The organism is Amycolatopsis sp. NPDC049691, assembly GCF_040675005.1.
GTDB lineage: Bacteria > Actinomycetota > Actinomycetes > Mycobacteriales > Pseudonocardiaceae > Amycolatopsis.
The window spans coordinates 71,135-88,146 of sequence record NZ_JBFANX010000003.1; the positions used below are offsets into that span (position 1 = coordinate 71,135).

Here is a 17,012-nt window from a genome sequence, read left to right on the forward strand (position 1 = left end):
GGCCGCCACCACCGTGCCACCGACCCCGTTACCGGCCGGGAAATCAGCTCCGCAGCCGGGTGACCAGGCGGTGCACCTCCGCCGACGGGGGCACGGCCAGTTCGTGCATGGTCGCCGCGTAGCGCTGGTACAGCGCGAGCACGTCGTCGTCGTTGCCGCTTGCCTGGGCCAGGGTGATCCGCAGCAACCAGGCCTGCTCGCGGTACGGATCGAGGCGCAGCACGGTGTCCGCGTTGGCGACCGCCTCGCGGTACCGGCCCAGCCGGAACGCGGCTTTGGCGACGTCCAGCCGGGCCCGCAGGACGCGCTCGTCGATTTCGGCGCGCCGCGCCTCCACCCACGCGCCGGACAGGCCGGCGAGGTACCGGCCCCGCTCGGTGGCGGCCAGCGCCCGGGTCAGCGTGTCCAGCTTGACCTCCGCGTCCTGGTGGTCGGCCTGGGTGAACGCCTCCAGCACGTCGGCCGCGCTGCTGCCGACCAGGTCGGGTCCCGGCAGGTGGAAGCGGTCTTTCCGCAGGACGGGCGCGAGTTCCTCCGGCAGCACCTCGCGCAGGCGGTACAGCGCCTGCCGCAGGTAGCTGCGCCCGGCCGCTTCGTTGTCCGAGTCGAACAGCGCGCCGAGCAGTTCCTGCCGACCGGCCGCGCGGCCGGGGGTGGCCAGGAGGTAGGCGAGCAGCTCGACGCTCTTGCGCAGCCGGGGCGTCACCGTCGCGCCGTCCACCCGCAGTTCCGGCTCGCCCAGATCCTCGAGCACCAGCCTCGGCGCCCGGCCGGCCGCGGTGATCGGGCGGCCGTTCGCGAGCGACGCGGTCAGCTCGTGCCAGCGCGACAGCCGGTTCGGTTCGGTGTCCGCGCCCCGCACCGCCACGGCGGGCACGTCCGCCAGCGCGGTGAGCAGCAGGTGCACCGAACCCCGCTCCTCCGCCACCCGGATCGCCAGCGCCGCGGATTCGTCGGAATCGTCCTCCGCGCCGAGCCGCCACTGGACTTCGGCCAGGTAACACGCCGCGGTCGGGATCTCGAGCACGCGATCGGCGGCGAGCATGCTCCGCAGGCAGTCCCGCAACGCGTCCCGGGCCTCGGCGTCGCGGTGGCGCAGCAGGAACGCGAGCCCCCGCCAGAGAGAGGTCAGCTCGCGGGTGAACGCGTGCGTGCCCGATCCGCTCGCCTCCGCTTCGTCCAGCGCGCGGTGCGCGGCGTCCGGGTCCTGGTGCAGGCGCAGGCACAGCTTGGCCTCCATCACGTGCAGCAGCACTCGGTAGATCTGCGACCCGGTGGCCGGCACGAGTTCGTGCCCGCGGCGCAGGGCCTGCCACGCGTCCTCGGCGCGCCGGAGGTCGATCATGAGCTCCACGGCGTCGAGGGCGTGCAGCCACAGCGGCTGAGGTGCGTCGCGGTGCGCCTCGTAGCGGGCCAGCGCCTGGTCGATCCGCCCCGTCACGCGGAGCCCGGCGATGACCCAGGGGGCGCCGAGCACGCTGCGCCAGGGACCGTGGGTGCCGGGGTCGTCCAGGCCGGCCAGCCGTCCGCGCATGAAGGCCAGCCGCATGAGCATCCCGTCCAGCGGTCCCGACGGGGTGGTCGCGAAGGCGGGGAACGGGGGCGGTGGGTCGTCGCGGCTCAGCGCCAGCACGGTGCGCGCGATGTCGCGGGCCCGCCCCGGCGGCAGCAGCCCGGCCACCTGCTCGGCATCGGCCGGGCGGCCCGCGTGCCACAGGCACCACACCAGCAGCACCAGCGCCTCGCCCGAGCCGTGGTGCTCCTCGGCGAGCCAGCCGCTGCCGTACCGGTCGTACAGTTCCACTCCGCGCCCGGCCTGTTCCAGTGCGAAGGCGACACGCAGCACGATCCCGCCGATACGCGGGCTGAGCGGTCTCTCGGACACCCGCAGTTCGTCGAGCCAGCGCGCCGCCGGGCCGAAGTCCATCCGCTCGATCAGGCGCGGCAGCAGCTCGGCCGCCAGTGCCCACGCCTCGTCGGCCGCGCCGACCCCGAGCAGGGCGTCCACCGCCTCCTCCTGCTCGCCCCGGCGGACCAGCAGCCGCGCGTGCCGCAGCCGGACCCGCGCCAGCTCGGCGGGCTCCTGCTCGGCGAGCAGGTCGCGCAGGTGGTCCCGCAGCTGGGGACTGACGATCAGCGTCCGGTCGTCGGGCCAGGCGGCGGGGAGGTGGCGGTGGCGCAGCGCCGCCATGGTCCGGGGTGCGTCGTCGAGGCCGAGCGCGAGCGCGTCGCCGGCGGTCACTTCGTCCAGCAGGCTGGTGTACACCAAGAACCGCCGCTCCGGTTCGGACAGTCCGGAAAGGACGTGCGTGGAGAGGTAGTCGCGGAACCGGTGCGGTGCTTCGGCGACGGCACCGTCGGCGAAGAGGATTCCCGCCGCCCAGCCACCGGTGACGCGGATGGCCTCGGCCGCCTCCGACGCGGGCCGGCCGGCCAGGCGCAACGCTTCCGCGGCTTCGTCGAGGTCGAAGGCGAGGTCCGGACCGGTGAGCTCGGCGACCCGGGCCAGTTCCCCGGTCGAACCGGTGTCCAGCGGCAGGGCGGTCCGGGAAAGGAGGACGATCGCGACGTCCGCGGGGGCGTAGCGGGCCAGCGCGGACAGGACGGTCAGCGCCTCGTCGCTGCCGGCGATCCGCTCGGCGTTGTCGCAGACGAGCACGAGCCCGGTGCCGTGCAGGCTTTCGGCGAGCAGCCCCGCCGCCTCGCCGATCAGGATGCCGGCGGCGAGCGCGTCGGTCGCCGCGCCCCGCGCCTCGGGGGCGTGCGGCGCGACCGCCGCCTCGATGTACAGCAGCAGGCGTCCCGCCGCCGCTTCCGTGCCGTCGAGCGACAGCCAGGCGACCGGCCGGTCGAGGTCTTCCAGGGCCATGGCGACGGCGGTGGTCTTGCCCGAGCCGGCCGCCGCGTACACGGCGAGGACGTTCGCCTGCCCGAGCAGGGCGCGGATGCGGCCGGTCAGCCGATCCCGCCGGACCAGTCGGTCACCGACGACGGGCGGCGCCAGCTTCCGCCGGATGATGGTCCGCGCACCCGGCTCCGGCGTCGCGCCGGGTTCGGAAGGCGCCACGCGACGCACCTCCCCTCGCTGCCGGCTCGTCCGCATGCAGTGTCTCCCGTGCACCACGGGTGGGCAACGCGGGATTTCCCGCGGATTAACAGGCCTGGTTCGCATTCGGTCCCGGTGCCCGTTAGCGGTGCGAGAGCCGCCCGGCTCGCCGGCGAGCACGGTGTGAACGGCGCTGTTAGGGCGGTTTGTCATGCGGGCCGGCTCGCGGTGCAGTGGAGGCCGAACTGCCGGGGACAAGCCGAAGGAGACCCGAATGGTGGCACGCACGGAGCGGGCGGAGCGGCGCACGGCGCTGGTGACCGGGGCCGGCCGCGGAATCGGGTACGCGGTGGCGCGGCACCTGGCCGAGCAGGGCGTGGCGGTCGCGCTGCTGGCCCGTGACGAGACCGCGCTGAAGGACGCCGCGGTCCGGCTGGGCGGGGAAACGCTGGCCGTGCCCGCGGACGTGCGCGACGGCGAGTCCGTCGACGCCGCCGTCGGTCAGGCGTACGCCTGGCACGGCCGGCTCGACGTCGTCGTCAACTGCGCCGGCCCGCAGATCGCTTCGGCACCCCTCGCCGACACCGAGCACGGGGTGCTCGGGGGCGCGCTCGACACGAAGCTCCGCGGCTTCGTCCGCGTCGCGAAGGCCGCGCTGCCCAGGATGACCGGGGGCGCGATCGTCAACGTCGCCGGAGCCACCGCGCACGTGCTCGTCCCGGGAGCCGCGGTCACCGGGATCACCAACGCGGCGGTCGTGGCCTTGACGAGCTACCTGGCGGCCGAAGCCGCGCCCCGCGGCGTCCGGGTCAACGCGGTGTCGCCGGGGATGACGCTGACCGAAGGCTGGCTCGCCCGCCACGAGGCGATGGCCGGGAAGCAGGGCCTGACGGCCGACGAGGTGCGCGCGAACATGGCCGACGCGCTCGGCATCCACCTGGGCCGCTGGGCCTACCCGGAAGAGATCGCCGCCGCGGTTGGGTTCCTCGCCTCCGACGACGCGTCCTACGTCACCGGCCAGGTGCTGCGCGTCGACGGCGGCCTGACGAAGCCGGTGGCCTGATGCCGTTCATCCAGATCACCATCGCCGAGGGACACGACCGGTCCGTGAAGCGCGACCTGCTGGCCGCGGTGTCCGCGGCCGCCGCGCAGGCCACCGGAACGCCGGAGAGCGCCTTCCGGGTCTGGCTCGTCGAGGTACCCGACAGCGAGGTCATGGTCGGGGGCACGCTCCTGCACGACACCCGCCACCCGCGAGCGACGCCGTGACGGCCGGGTTCGAGTACGTCGGCCTCCCCTACCGCATCCTCTTCGGCCGGGGGCTGCTGGACGAGGTCGGCGCCGAGGTCTCCCGGCTCGGCCGGTCCCGCGTGCTGCTGCTGAGCTCCGGCGACCTCGCCGGGCCGGGCGACCGCGTCGAAAAGCTGCTCGGGCCCCGGTGCGTCGCCCGGTTCGACGGCGCCGCCCTGCACACCCCGGTCGGCGTGACCGAGGAGGCGATGGGCCACCTGCGCGCGAGCGACGCCGACTGCGTGGTCGCGGTCGGCGGGGGCTCGACGACCGGGCTGTCGAAGGCGCTGGCCGCGCGGACCGGCGTCGACCAAGTCATCCTCCCGACGACCTACGCGGGCTCCGAGGTCACACCCGTGCTCGGCGAGACCGCCGGCGGGACGAAGACCACCCGGTCCTCACCGTCGATCCTGCCCGAAACGGTGATCTACGACGTGGAGCTGTCCCGCGGGCTGCCCGTGCCGATCGCCGTCACCAGCGCGGTCAACGCGCTCGCCCACGCGGTCGAGGCGCTGTATTCGGCCCAGGCCAACCCGATCGTCGACGGCTGGGCATTGGACGCGATCTCGGGCCTCGGGAACGGACTGAGCCGTCTCACCGGCGAGCCGGACGACCTCGAGGTGCGGTCGGATCTGCTCCGGGGCGCTTGGCTGGCCGGGATGTGCCTGGCCTCGGTGGGCATGGGCCTGCACCACAAGCTCTGCCACGTGCTGGGCGGCAGCTTCGGGCTGCCGCACGCGAGCACGCACACCGTGGTCCTCCCGCACGTGATGAGCTACAACGCACCGGCTGTGCCGGAAGTGATGGCGCGGATCGCCCGGGCGCTGGGCGCGCCCGACGCGCCTTCGGGCGTGTTCGGACTGATCGAGCGGGTGGACGGTCCGACGAGCCTGCGTGCGCTCGGCCTCGGCCTCGGCGATCTCGGCGCGGTGGCAGACCAGGTGACCGCCTCGCCGTACCCGAACCCGCAGCCGCTGGCCCGCGAGGGAATCCTGGAACTGCTCACCGGAGCCTGGCACGGCGTTCGGCCCTGACGTGGAGGTGCCCGTGCCCACACTGGCCGAAATCCGGTCGATCACCCCGGGAGGAGTGCTCGCGGTCGCGCTCACGACGGTCGTGATGTACGGGGTTTTCCTCGTGCTGGTACGGATCATGGGCCGGCGCAGCCTGGCGGCGATGTCGGTCTACGACGCCGCCGCCGTCATGGCGTTCGGCGCGGTGCTCGGCCGGACCGCCCTCCTGAGCGTCCCGACGCCGGCCGGCGGTGTGGTCGCGATGGTGACTTTGTTCGTACTGCAGCGGTTGTGCGCACTCGCGCGGAAGAGCCGCTGGTTCGGCAGGGCGCTGCGGCTGGAACCGATTCTGCTCATGGAGGGTCCGCAGGTCCGCCACGCCGGCCTGCTGCACGCCCGGATCACCCCGGACGAATTGCGCCAGCACCTCCGGCTGGCCGGCATCACCCGCCTCGACGACGTCGCCTGGGTCGTCCTCGAGGCCGACGGCCGGGTGAGCGTGGCCCGGCGGGACTCCGCACCGGATCCCTTCCTGGTCGAAGACCTCGCCGGCCACGGCGAGCGGAAGCCCTCCGGACAGCCCGGGTTCCCGGGCCGTCCGGAAGCCGGGGACGTCAGCCGGCGACCTGGTACCGGCTGGTGATGGCCACGCGGTTGAACGCGTTGATCGCCGTGGTGAGCCACGCGACAGCCGAAATCTGGTCCTCGGTGAGCACCGCCGCGGCGGCGGCGTAGTCCTCGTCGCCGACGTGACCGTCCGCCACCCGGGTGATGGCCTCGGTCAGCCGCAGCGCCGCCCGGTCGGTGTCGGAGAAGTAGCCCGTCTCCTCCCAGGCGGGCAGCACCGCGATCCGGTCGGGGTTTTCCCCCTTCTTGAGGGCGTCACCGGTGTGCATGCGCAGGCAGAACGCACAGCCGTTGATCTGCGACGCGCGGATCCGCACCAGCTCGGTCAGGAGCGGGTCGAGACCCGCGGCGGTGGCGGCTTTCTCCGCCTCCGCGGAAAGGCCGATGAGTGCTTTGTAGGCGGCCGGGTGCTGTTTGTCGATGCTGACTCGTTGGGTGTTCGTCATCACTTTCTCCGATTTCTTGGATATCACTGGTGGGCGTCGTCGACTTTGAGCTCGGCTCCGTTGTCGGCGACGAAGACGACCAGCAGCCTGGCCTGCTCCGTTGCGCTCGGGTTTTCCGTGAGGACGTGGTGGGCGCCCGGCTGCTCGGTCCAGTTATCCCCCGCGCGGAAGGTGCCGACGGGTTTGTCGTCGACCTGGCTGCGCACAGTTCCGTCGAGGACGTAGGCGTAGACGAAGGCGCCGCCGTGCCGGTGCGGTGCCGCGCGGGCGGCGGGAGGCAGGGTGACGATCGCCGACGTGAAGGTTTTCCCTGGCACGTCGGGAAGAGCCTGCTGCAGCAAGGGGCTCAGGGTTTCCGTGGGTGGCGGTGCCGCCGTGGTGGCCGTCGGCGTCGTGGCCGAAGCGGACTGGTCGGCCGCACAGGCGGCGGCTCCGGCCAGGGCGGCGACGGCCAGAACGGCGCCGGCGATCCGCGTTCTGCTGTTCTTCATGACTTTCCTCACCGGGAGAGGGAATGGCGCGAGCGTTTCTTCGCCTTCCCTTTTTCGTTCTCGCCAGGGAGACGACGTAGCCCCTCCGGGTGTGACAGCTCAGAGGTGGGAAAGTTTGTCCGGGTTGATGACCCGGCGGTACGCGGTGATGAGGCCGCCGGTGATCTGCACCGTGTCGACGGAGTAGACGCGGCCCTGCCGGTGGCACACGAGGGCGAGCTCGCCGCCCACCTCGACGAGGTCGATGTGATCCAGACCCCATTGGCGGCCCACCCGCACCATCACCTCGGCGATGCGCTCGCCGCCGTGGATGAGCTTGCGTGCCGCCGAGACCTTGCCACCGCCGTCGGTGACGTAGACCGCATCCGGGTCCAGCAGCCGGACCAGGCCGGCCAGGTCACCGGATTCGTAGGCGGCGCGGAAGGTCGCGAGCACCCGTTCGCGCTCCGCCTTCGGTGCCTGGGGAGCGGACTGCTTCGCCTTGGCCACCCGCCGTCGTGCCCGCGAGGCCAGCTGCCGGGCGGCGGGCACGGAGACGTCCAGCACTTCGGCGATCCGGCCGAACTCGAGCTCGAAGACGTCGTGCAGGACGAAGGCCACCCGCTCCGGCGGGCTCAGTTCCTCCATGACGAGCAGCATCGCGGTACCGACGTACTCGTCGACGAGCACCGGCTCCGACGCGTCCGGTCCGGTCAGCAGCGGTTCCGGCAGCCAAGGCCCGACATAGGACTCCCGACGCACGCGAGCGCTCTTGAGGATGTCGTAGGACCGCCGCGCGGCCACGGTGACCAACCAGGCCCGCAGGTCATCGACTTCGCTGAGGTCCGAACCAGCTGCCCGCAGCCACACGTCCTGGGTGACGTCCTCGGCATCGGCCACGCTCCCCAGCAGCCGGTAGGCAACCCCGAAGACGGCAGGCCGATGCGTCTCCCACTCGGCACCGAGCCGGTCCGCCTGCCGGGCCTCCCGCGGCACACGCTCGTCAACCACGCGACCGCGACCTCCTCCAGCTTGCGGCTCCAGCCTACCTTCCCCCGTTGGCCCGGCACCGGCAACTCACCGCCACCGGCCGGCCTTCAGACGTGCGGGACTACGCCGGGTTCTCCGCGACGGCGAGGTAGTCCGTGTAGATCTGCGGTGAGCCGGAGAACGAGGCCAGCCGCTTCCACTCCTCGTACATCTGCTTGGTGTCGCGGTGGGCGGCCGCGAACTCCGCCGCCTCGCCGGTGGCGATGTCGGGCTCGGGGTAGAACACGTCCAGCGCCTCCAGGCTCGCGATCTCCATCATCATCACGTACTGGTCGAGGCGGTTGCCCCGCTCGCCCTTGAGCACGTGGAACCGCCAGTCCGGGTAGTCGTCGATGCGGTGGTGGTTCTCGGCGATGAAGCGGTCGAACATCTCCTCGGTCACGCCGGCGCGCAACGCCAGGTTGTGGATCCCGATGACCCGGGCGACGGGCTCCTCCCCCGGGCGGTCGCGGTAGCGGGGGCCGGGCGTGACCGTGCTCCGCGGATTGTCGGCCAGCAGCCGGTAGTCGGTGAACAACGTCGGCAGCTCGGCGAACGTGCCCAGCCGCCGCCACCGCGCCAGCACCGCCTCCGCCTCCGGGTGCCGCGCCCAGAACAGCCGGGCCGCCTCGGTCTGCTCACCCCGGGCCGTGACGTACCGGTCGCGCTGCTCGGCGCTCTCGATCTCGTACAGCATCAGGTACTGCCCGGTCCGCTCTCCGCGCAACCCGCGCAGCAGCGTCCACCGCCACCCCGGGTACAACGGCAGGTGAACGCCTTCGGCACGCACGAAGGTCTCGAACTCCTCCGGCGTGACACCAGCCTCCGTGTCGATGGCGATGTACTGAAAGGTGAACACCGACTTGCGTCCCATTGCGGATCCTAACTTCGGGCCGGGTGCGAACCGCCGCACGTCCGTCAGCCGTCCACCTCCATGGCGTCCGGGTCGGCGCCCCAGCCCGGTTCGCGGCCGGCGCGCTGCTGGCCGACCATCTGCTGCATGCGTTCCTGCTGCGCCTGGATCCGCTCCCGCACCGCCTGGTCCGACATGTCGACGTCCTTGACGTCGTCGCCCCAGTACTTCTGCTTGTCCGCGTCGGTCGGCTGCCCGAGGCGGTGGCCCATCTCCTTGTCGTGGAGGAACATCGGCATGTCCTCTTTGGACACGTTCGCGCCGTCCCGCACGACGTCGCGCGCCGTGTGCATCTCGATGACGTCGTCGCGTGAGACCGGCGGGGTGTGGGTGGTACCGCCCGGCCTGCCGACACCGCCGGTGCCGTCGCTGTACTCGATCGACTTGCCCTCCATCTTGTCCACCATGTGGTGGTAGGAGTCGTCGGCGACCTTGCCCTGGGTCGTGCCCGCGGTCGGCCGGAAGCTGTCCCGCTCGGGAGCGGGCTCCATCTTGTGGGTCTGCTTCGGCTCGTTCGGTGTCTCGATGTCGTTCTTGTAGTGCGGGTTGGGCTCCCAGGCGTGGACCTTCTTGGGCTCGTCCGGGGTCATGTCCTTGCTGACGAAGTTGGGGTTGTCCACCATGGTGGGCTTCGTGTGCTGGTGGGCGTAGGTGAGCTGGTTGAGCTGGACGCCGTCGCTCGGCCGGCCTTCGCGCAACGTGTTGCCGAGGGATTCGCGGTAGGTGTCGGCGTTGAACCCCGAGCCGTCCTTCTCGCCGCGCACGCCGGTGCCGATGTTGTCGCGGTGCGCCTGCGCCGACTCCTGGTAGGCCGGAGCGTCGTCTTCCATGCGCCTGGCGTCCTTGATGTTCGCGGCCTCGTCCGCGGTTTTCGGCCCGCGATCGCCGGCCTTGACGCCGTCGCGGATCTGGCTTTCGTGGGCGTTCGCCCGCTGGAACTCGTCGCCGCCGATGGCCTTGTACCCGATCGGGTGCTCGGACTCGTGCGTCTTGCCGCTGACGAGCTTGTTCGGGTCCTTCCAGGTCGAGTCGTTCTTGATCTCGTTCTGGTACTTCTCCCAGGTGCGCGCCTGCTCGTGTTTCGTCGTGCCGTACGTGCCGTCGGACTTCGCGGGGTTGCCGTCCGGCTTGGTCTTCACCTTCGGAGCCTTCTTGCTCGGCCCGCCGGTGTTACCGGTCAGCTGCTGCTTCGCCTTGCTCACCTTGGACTTCGCGGAACCCGAGGCGGCCGCCTGCTGCTTCTTCTTCGCCGCGCACGGGGTGACGGTCGGAGCGAGACCGAGCGGGTCGGCCAGCGCGGTCGGGTTGTGGACGTAGGCCTGCGAGTCCGGGCCGGGGTCGAGACCCAGCGGGTCGTGGGACAGGTAACGGCCGACCTCGGGGTCGTAGTAGCGGTTGAGGTTGTAGTGCAGCCCGGTTTCGGCGTCGTGGTACTGGCCGGGGAACCGCAACGGCGTGGTGGTGCGGCCCGGTCCGTCGAGGACCTTGCCCCAGAGCGTGGCCTGGCGGTGCCACGCGACCTCACCGGACTCCTCCAACAGCTCGTTCGGCGTGCCGGTGAGGTCGGTGACGATCGTGTGGAACCGCTCGCCCGGCGCGCCGAGGACGCGTTCGGTCTGGGTGAGGGCGCGGCCGGTACCCGGTTCCCACTCCCACACGGTGGCGACCGGGGGCTGCCCGGGTCCGGTGCGCACCTGTTCGGCGAGCGCGTCCCCGTCCCAGGCGAACTGGACCTGCTCGGCCACCCGCCCGTCCGGCGTGAGGCGCTGCTTGGCGACCCGGCGGCCCAGTGCGTCGTAGCGGTAGCGCCAGTGCTCGCCCCGGGGCGTGAGCACCGAGGTCAGGCGGCTCTCGGCGTTCCACCGGAACTGCCACTGCGGACCCGCCGGCCCGGCACCGCGCAGGGTGGTGCGGCCTTCGGGGTCGTGGGCGTAGCGGACCGCGCCCGCGGCGGTGAGCAGGGTGCCGCGGTACTCGCGTGGCCCGGCCGTCGGCGCTCCCGGCGTCTGCGCCTGGGCGATGACACCGGTCGGGTGGTAGACGTAGTTCTCCTGCCAGCCGTGGCCCACGACGGCCTGGACGCGGCCCGAGGGGTCCACCTCGAGGGTGCGGGGACCGGTGATCGCGTCGGCCACCGAAGCCAGGTAGCCGTCGGCGAGGTAGCCGTACTCGCGGTACTGGGTCGTGCGGTTGCCCGCGACCACCGTCTGGGCCAGCAGCCGGTCGCCCGGAGCCCAGCTCTGGCGCAGTTCCGCGGCACCGAAGCGGCGGACCCGCTCGTGGCCGGCGAGGTCGTGCTCGAAGCGCAGCGAGCGGTTCCCGACGTGCAGCGCGGCGAGCGTGCCGGCCGGTCCGTACTCGAAGCGCGACACCGCGCCCGACGGCGTGTGGCGCGCGCGGCGCCGGCCGAGCTCGTCGTACTCCGAGCGCACCACGCGCCCGTCCACCGTCTCGGCGACCACGCGGCCCAGCGCGTCGTAGGCGAAGGTGACCTCGGCGTCGGCGTTGCGCGCGGAGACCATGCGGCCGGCCTGGTCGTAGGCGAAGGTCGCGACGTCTTCGCCGGTGACGCGGCGGACCACCTGGCCCATCACGTCGCGCTCCAGCGTCGTGGTCTCCCCGACACCGTTCGTCCGGGCGATCAGCTGCCCGGCGGCGTCGTAGCGGTAGTGCAGGGTGCGGCCGTTGAAATCGGTCTCGCCGACGAGGTTCCCGGCGAGGTCGTAGCGGTAGTGCCAGACCAGGCCCTGCTCGTTGGTCACCGACACCAGGCGCAGTTCGGTGTCGTACGCGTAGGCGAGCCGCGCGCCGTCCGGGCCGGTTTCGGCCACCGGCAGGTCGAACTGCGCGTACTCGGTGCGAGTGGTGTTGCCGCGCGCGTCGGTGCTCTCGTCGGTGTTCCCGACGGCGGAGTCCTTCCACCGCCACGTCGCGCCGTCCGGCTCGATCCGTTCGGCGAGCTGGTCGCCCGCCGCCCACGTGAACCGAGTGACGGCGCCCAGCTCGTCGGTCACCGACGTGGTGCGGCCGAGCAGGTCGTAGGTGTAGCGGGTGACGGCGCCGTCCTCGTCCTCGACGGTCAGCGGCCGGCCCGCCGCGTCGGAGGCGATCCGGGTGGTGCCACCGAGCGCGTCGGTGACCACGGCGACGTTGCCGCGCTCGTCGTAGGCGTAGGAGGTCCGGGCACCGAGCGGGTCGACGACCCCGGTGACCTTGCCGCGCTCGTCGTACTCGTAGCGCCACGTGGCGCCGTCGGGGCCGATGGCGGCGACCGGGCGGCCCTGCTCGTTGTACTCGGTCAGCGACCGCGTGCCGTCCGGCGCGGTGATCGCGACGACCCGGCCGGCCCGGTCCCGCTCGTAGCGGACCTGGCGGCCCAGCGGGTCGGTGCGGGTGAGCAGCCTGCCGTGCTCGTCGTAGGCGAGGCTGGTGGTGTGGCCCAGCGGGTCGGTCTCGGCGATCACCCTGAGCCGGTCGTCGAGGTGGAAGCGGCGCACCGCGCCGAGCGAGTCGGTCACGCTCGTGACGAGGTTCTCGCGGTCGTAGTCGATCGTGCAGTCGAGGTAGCCGTCGGTGCCGCGGGCCCGCACGACCCGGCCCGCGGCGTCGAAGCCGTAGCCGTACCAGCGGCCGTTGACGTCTTCCCAGCGCACGATCCGGCCGTCGGCGTCGTAGGTGAAGCGGGTGGGGGTGCCGGCGGCGTCGACGACCTCGGCCAGCCGGCCACGCGCGTCATAGGAGTAGCTCGCGACGACCGTGCCGTCGGCGGCCCGCAGCGCGGTGATCCGGCCGCCCGCGCTGTCGAACAGCACCCGGTCGCCGGAGGAGTGGACCAGCTCCGCCGGCACCCCGTTCGCCCCGGGCACCACGTCGATGCGGTTGCCGTCGCCGTCGAAGATCGTCCGCAGCGGGAACACGCCGTCGGCGGACTCCTCGAAGAACAGCTTGTGCTGCTGCTGCGGATCCTCGACCAGGTAGCCGCCCTCGACCCGCCGGAGCGGCCGGGCCGGGCCCGCCACCGGCAGCACCGGGGAGTTCGCCGGCGCGGGGTAGCTCTGGAGGCTTCCGTCGGCGAGCGCGACGTGCACGCCGTCGTCCTCGACCTCGAGCCGCTGGTCCACGGTGGAGCTCCACGACGGGCCGAACCAGCGGCCCGCGCGGTAGGACGAGATGTGCGTGCGCGACACCTCCAGCGGCAACGCGCCGGGGATCTCCAGGTCCGTCTGCGTCAGCAGCATCCACCCGGTCGCCACGTCGATCGGGTCGCCGCACACCGACCGGTCCGGCGGCGGGGTGCCGTTCTCGTGCGGGTTCGCGTTGCTGTCCTTGATGCTCTTGCCGCCGCCGGAGCCGCCGGAACCCGAGGTGACCGTCTTGTCGTCCCCCGGCCCCTTCGGGGTCTGCGCCGGCGGCGGTTCGGGGTCGGCCTTGGGCGGCGCCTCGTCGGTCTTCGGCGGTGGGGTGCCGCCACCGCCCTTGGAGCCGCCGTCGCCGGCGCCGGAGGCGTGGGTGGTGTCGTCGCCGCCCTTGGCGACCGGCGGCGGTGTGTGGTCCTTGGGGGTGCCCCCGCCGTCGCCGCCGGGGGTCTTCACCGGTGGGGCCTTCGGGGTGCCGTTGATGTCGCGGACCTTGGGCGGCGGGGCGGCCTTGCCGACCTTGAGGTTCTTGAGTGCCTTGCCCGCGTCCTCGAAGAGCGTTCCCGCCCTCTTGAGCAGGGGCACCAGGGCCTTCAGCGCCTTGACGAGCCTGGTGACCAGGTCGGTGATCTTCGAGGCGGTTTTCGCGACGGCGGTGACGACCTGGGGGACGACCCAGGTGAGGCCGATGCCGAGGGTGAAGACGACCTGCAGCGCCCAGCTGATCAGGTGGCCGACGAGTTCGGAGATGATGTCGCGCACGAGCGTGCGGACCGCGGCCACGACCTCGCCGGCGGTCTTGACGCCGCTGGAGGCGCCTTCGCAGCCCTTCTGCGCCGCTTCCAGGGTGGTGGACACGTCCTGTCCGCGCTGCCGGTAGGCGTCCGAGGCCGGTCCGGACCACGACTGCAGATCGGCCTTGATGGCGTCGGTCAGGTCCGAGGAGACGCTGCCGAGTTCCTTGGCGACGTTGGCCCAGGTCTCGGACTGGGCCTGGATCTCGTCGGCGTTGCCGGTGAGCGCGTTGAGGGCGTCCTTGAGCGGGCCGACGTGCTCCATCAACCAGCTGACCCCGGCGGCGAGGATCGCGCCGAACGGGTCCATGGCCATCGACAGGGCATCGAGCGCCGTGCCGACCGCGCCCATCGCCACCGAGGCCCAGTCGCCGCTTTTGATCGCGGACGAGAGGTCGTTGGCGGATTCCAGGAGTGAGATCCCGGAGTAGGCCTTCGTGGAGTCCTGGGTCTGCGCGATCAACGGGTTGCTCACACCAGCACGCTAGCAGCGGAGGAGCACCGCGATCTTGCCCGCCGCTGCTTGCTCCGCCGAGCGCGGCTACGCACCGGCGACCACCAGGGACATCGCCGCACGGCCCCGTGTTGCGGCAGTTCGCCGGCGCTTCACTCGCCGAGCAGCCGACGGACTTCGGGAACCACCTCGCCGGCGAACGCGGTGATCTGGTCGGTCGTCTCGTGCTCGGGCCAGAACACGAACGAGGTGAACGGCTGCTCGGTGCCCAGCCGCGCCAGCACTTCCGCCCACTGCCCGGCGGTGGCCCGCACGGGCGCGGCGCCCTCGTCGAGCCGTGGCCGGCCCTTGGCCGTCGTGATGGTGCCGACGACCTGGGCGATGCGGCGCACGGACGCCGGATCGCGGCCCGCGGCGACGGCGGCTTCGTCGATCAGCCGGTTGGCCTCATCCCACTTCTCGTAGGGCAGGTAGGCGGCGATCGGCGCGGCCCAGCCGTCGGCGATCTCGCCGGTGAGAGCGAGCGCCTTCGGGCCCTGGGCTCCGGTCCAGATCTCGATCGGGTGCGCGGGAGCCGGCCCCGCGGGCACGCCGGCGAGCGAGTAGTGCTCTCCCGCCAGCTCGACCGGTGCCGCGTCGTCCGCCCACAGCGCGCGGATCAGGGTGATCGCCTCCCGCAACGCGGCGTTCGCCTCGCGCGGGGTGCGCCGGGGCACGCCCATCCGGGTGATCGCGTCCCAGTACCCGCCGGCGCCGAGCGCCAGTTCGAACCGCCCGCCGGACACGATGTCGAGCGCGGCCGTCGTCTTCGCCAGCACAGCGGGCGGGCGAAGGGGAAGGTTGGCCACGTCCGGGAAGACGCTGATCGTCCGGGTTGCGGCCAGGAGCCGGCCCAGCACCACGAACGCGTCCAGATAGGACGGTACGTACGGGTGGTCCTGAACGCCGACCAGGTCCAGGCCCCCTTCTTCGGCGGCCAGTGCGCGAGCGCGTACGGAGGCGATGTCGAGGGCCGGGGTGAGGGACACGCCGAACCGCAGCGAGCCGGCCGGCCCGGCGTCGATTTTAGTCATAATCTATGACTATCATAAGTGAGTACTATCTGGCGGACCGCGGACCCGAGGAGCTGACGATGTCGGTCATCGAGCTGACCACCTTCACCGTGACACCGGAGAACACCGAGGCGATGCTGGCCGCGCGCCCGGGCATGGTGGCCGCGTTCCGCGAGGACCGGCGCGGCTTCCTCGGCGCGCGGCTGGTCCGCCTCGACGAGCGGACGTGGCTGGACTTCGTCGAGTGGACCGACGACGCAGCCTGGGACGAGTCGAAGGCCAAGGGCGCCAACCTGCCCGCGATCGGGGCCTTCTTCGCGACGATCGGCTCGCTGGTCGGCGCCGAGCGCGGTGTCCGCTACGACGACGCCGAAGACGGCGCCCGGCGGGTCCGGACCGTCGCCTACGGCCCCGAGCCGTCGCAGGTAGGCGAGCTGTACCTGCCCGAGGGCGACGGCCCGTTCCCCGTCGTCGCCGTCCTCCACGGCGGCTACTGGACCGCCATCTGGGACCGCCGCCAGATCACCGGCGTCGTCGACGACCTCATCGCCCGGGGCTACGCGGTGTGGAACGTCGAGTACCGCCGGATCGGCGAGCCCGGGGGCGGCTGGCCGGGCACCTTCCTCGACGTCGCCGCGGCGATCGACGCCCTCGACGGCCTGGACCCGGCCCTCGACACCGGCCGCGTCGTGCTCCTCGGCCACTCCGCGGGCGGGCACCTGGCCGCCTGGGCCGCCCACCGCGGCGCGCTCCCACCCGAGGCGCCCGGCGCGCACCCGAAGATCACGCCGATCGGCCTGGTCGCGCTGGCCGGCGCCCTCGACCTGCGGGCCGCCGCCGCGGCAGGCTTCGGGAAGGTCCTTGCCGACCCCGACGCCGAGCCGCCGAAGGACGCGCCCGAGCCCGCCCGGCCCGAGGTGTGGCCCGCGGTGGCGGACGCCGTCGGCGATGGGATCGTGCCGCTGCTGGTCGCCGAGCACTACGCCTGGACGTCGCCGGCGGAACTGGCCGGTCCCGGCGTCCCGGTCCTCGCCGTCCACGGCACCGTCGACGAAGCCGTGCCCGCCGAGTGGAGCCGCCGCTACACCGAGAAGGTGACCGCCGGGGGCGGCACCGCCCGGTACGTCGAGGTCGACGGCGGCACCCACTTCGACGTCGTCCAGCCCGGACACCCGGTCTGGCCGGAGATCACCGGCTGGATCAGCGAGACGCTCGCCCGGAGCGGCGAATGACCACCCGTGCGGAGCGCAACGCGACCGACCCGGACCTCGGCGTACTCGCGGGGCGGCTGCTCTTCGCGGTCCAGCGGGAGCTGTTCTCGACACTCGCCGAGCGGGGCTTCGACGACCTGAAGCCCCGCCACGGCGCCGTGCTGGCCTACCTCGACCCGGACGGGGTCCGGGCGACCGACCTGGCGCAGCTGTCCGGCCAGCACAAGCAGAACATCGGCATCCTCATCGACGAGCTGGAAGTCCTGGGGTACCTCGAGCGGCGGCCCGACCGAAGCGACCGCCGGGCGAAGCTCGTCTGCCCCACCGAGCGCGGGCTCGCCCAGATGCGGACGGCGGACGAGATCATGGCCGCCATCCAGCGACGCCACGCCGAACGCCTCGGGAAAGACGAGTACGAGCGGTTCAAGCACAGGCTCATCGAGATCACCGAGCACCAGCGAGCCCACCTCGGCTCGCGCGGCGCCCACTGAGTGGCGGATCCGCTTTCGCCGACGTGCCGGGCGGAAACAG

The 17,012-nt window shown here is 72.5% G+C and carries 13 protein-coding genes; 6 read left to right on the forward strand and 7 right to left on the reverse strand.

Annotated features, from left to right (window positions below; all coding sequences use genetic code 11):
- Positions 1–43: 43 nt before the first annotated feature.
- Positions 44–3,067: a BTAD domain-containing putative transcriptional regulator gene (locus tag AB0J40_RS07430; RefSeq protein WP_364448899.1), complete on the reverse strand. Its 3,024-nt coding sequence runs from the start codon at positions 3,065–3,067 to the stop codon at positions 44–46.
- 253 nt (positions 3,068–3,320) lie between these two features.
- Between AB0J40_RS07430 and AB0J40_RS07435 the strand changes: the two genes are divergently transcribed.
- From AB0J40_RS07435 to AB0J40_RS07450, 4 genes are read left to right on the forward strand one after another with little or no spacing between them, the layout of a single operon-like run.
- Positions 3,321–4,109 (forward strand): SDR family oxidoreductase, encoded by a 789-nt coding sequence (locus AB0J40_RS07435; RefSeq protein ID WP_364448902.1) that lies wholly within the window; start codon positions 3,321–3,323, stop codon positions 4,107–4,109.
- On the forward strand, positions 4,109–4,315 hold the full coding sequence (locus tag AB0J40_RS07440; RefSeq protein ID WP_364448905.1) for a tautomerase family protein: 207 nt from the start codon (positions 4,109–4,111) through the stop codon (positions 4,313–4,315). Before AB0J40_RS07435 ends, AB0J40_RS07440 begins: the two co-directional genes overlap by 1 nt.
- On the forward strand, positions 4,312–5,370 hold the full coding sequence (locus AB0J40_RS07445) for a maleylacetate reductase (protein ID WP_364448907.1): 1,059 nt from the start codon (positions 4,312–4,314) through the stop codon (positions 5,368–5,370). Before AB0J40_RS07440 ends, AB0J40_RS07445 begins: the two co-directional genes overlap by 4 nt.
- Positions 5,371–5,383: 13 nt before the next feature.
- Positions 5,384–5,992: a YetF domain-containing protein gene (locus tag AB0J40_RS07450; RefSeq protein WP_364448910.1), complete on the forward strand. Its 609-nt coding sequence runs from the start codon at positions 5,384–5,386 to the stop codon at positions 5,990–5,992.
- Here the strand turns inward: AB0J40_RS07450 and AB0J40_RS07455 are convergent.
- The 6 genes from AB0J40_RS07455 to AB0J40_RS07480 form a co-directional block, all read right to left on the reverse strand.
- Complete coding sequence (locus AB0J40_RS07455) at positions 5,964–6,422, reverse strand: carboxymuconolactone decarboxylase family protein (RefSeq protein ID WP_364448912.1); 459 nt, start codon at positions 6,420–6,422, stop codon at positions 5,964–5,966. The two genes, AB0J40_RS07450 and AB0J40_RS07455, sit on opposite strands and share 29 nt — an antisense overlap.
- Before the next feature lie 23 nt (positions 6,423–6,445).
- Positions 6,446–6,913 (reverse strand): cupin domain-containing protein, encoded by a 468-nt coding sequence (locus AB0J40_RS07460; RefSeq protein ID WP_364448914.1) that lies wholly within the window; start codon positions 6,911–6,913, stop codon positions 6,446–6,448.
- Between the two features lie 99 nt (positions 6,914–7,012).
- Positions 7,013–7,903 (reverse strand): RNA polymerase sigma factor SigJ, encoded by an 891-nt coding sequence (gene sigJ / locus AB0J40_RS07465; protein WP_364448916.1) that lies wholly within the window; start codon positions 7,901–7,903, stop codon positions 7,013–7,015.
- 100 nt (positions 7,904–8,003) lie between these two features.
- The gene (locus tag AB0J40_RS07470; protein ID WP_364448918.1) at positions 8,004–8,795 is read right to left on the reverse strand and encodes a hypothetical protein; all 792 of its coding nucleotides are present in this window, start codon (positions 8,793–8,795) and stop codon (positions 8,004–8,006) included.
- A gap of 44 nt (positions 8,796–8,839) precedes the next feature.
- The gene (locus AB0J40_RS07475; RefSeq protein WP_364448919.1) at positions 8,840–14,239 is read right to left on the reverse strand and encodes a DUF6531 domain-containing protein; all 5,400 of its coding nucleotides are present in this window, start codon (positions 14,237–14,239) and stop codon (positions 8,840–8,842) included.
- A 131-nt stretch (positions 14,240–14,370) separates the two neighbouring features.
- Entirely contained in the window at positions 14,371–15,291 is a 921-nt protein-coding gene (locus AB0J40_RS07480; protein ID WP_364448920.1) for an LLM class flavin-dependent oxidoreductase, read from the reverse strand.
- A gap of 5 nt (positions 15,292–15,296) precedes the next feature.
- Here AB0J40_RS07480 and AB0J40_RS07485 point away from each other — a divergent pair, with 5 nt between their 5' ends.
- Entirely contained in the window at positions 15,297–16,502 is a 1,206-nt protein-coding gene (locus tag AB0J40_RS07485) for an antibiotic biosynthesis monooxygenase (RefSeq protein ID WP_364448923.1), read from the forward strand.
- Positions 16,499–16,972 carry a MarR family winged helix-turn-helix transcriptional regulator gene (locus AB0J40_RS07490; RefSeq protein WP_364448926.1) on the forward strand — a complete coding sequence of 158 codons (474 nt, stop codon included), beginning with the start codon at positions 16,499–16,501 and terminating at the stop codon, positions 16,970–16,972. The genes AB0J40_RS07485 and AB0J40_RS07490 overlap by 4 nt, the downstream gene beginning before the upstream one ends.
- Positions 16,973–17,012: the final 40 nt, after the last annotated feature.

What these genes read in the sequence shown, in the direction of transcription:
- AB0J40_RS07435 (WP_364448902.1), top strand. Translation starts at nt 3,321, where the DNA reads ATGGTGGCACGCACGGAGCGGGCGGAGCGGCGCACGGCGCTGGTGACC.
- AB0J40_RS07440 (WP_364448905.1), top strand. Translation starts at nt 4,109, where the DNA reads ATGCCGTTCATCCAGATCACCATCGCCGAGGGACACGACCGGTCCGTG.
- AB0J40_RS07455 (WP_364448912.1), bottom strand. Translation starts at nt 6,422, where the DNA reads ATGACGAACACCCAACGAGTCAGCATCGACAAACAGCACCCGGCCGCC.
- AB0J40_RS07460 (WP_364448914.1), bottom strand. Translation starts at nt 6,913, where the DNA reads ATGAAGAACAGCAGAACGCGGATCGCCGGCGCCGTTCTGGCCGTCGCC.
- AB0J40_RS07470 (WP_364448918.1), bottom strand. Translation starts at nt 8,795, where the DNA reads ATGGGACGCAAGTCGGTGTTCACCTTTCAGTACATCGCCATCGACACG.
- AB0J40_RS07480 (WP_364448920.1), bottom strand. Translation starts at nt 15,291, where the DNA reads ATGACTAAAATCGACGCCGGGCCGGCCGGCTCGCTGCGGTTCGGCGTG.
- AB0J40_RS07485 (WP_364448923.1), top strand. Translation starts at nt 15,297, where the DNA reads ATGACTATCATAAGTGAGTACTATCTGGCGGACCGCGGACCCGAGGAG.
- AB0J40_RS07490 (WP_364448926.1), top strand. Translation starts at nt 16,499, where the DNA reads ATGACCACCCGTGCGGAGCGCAACGCGACCGACCCGGACCTCGGCGTA.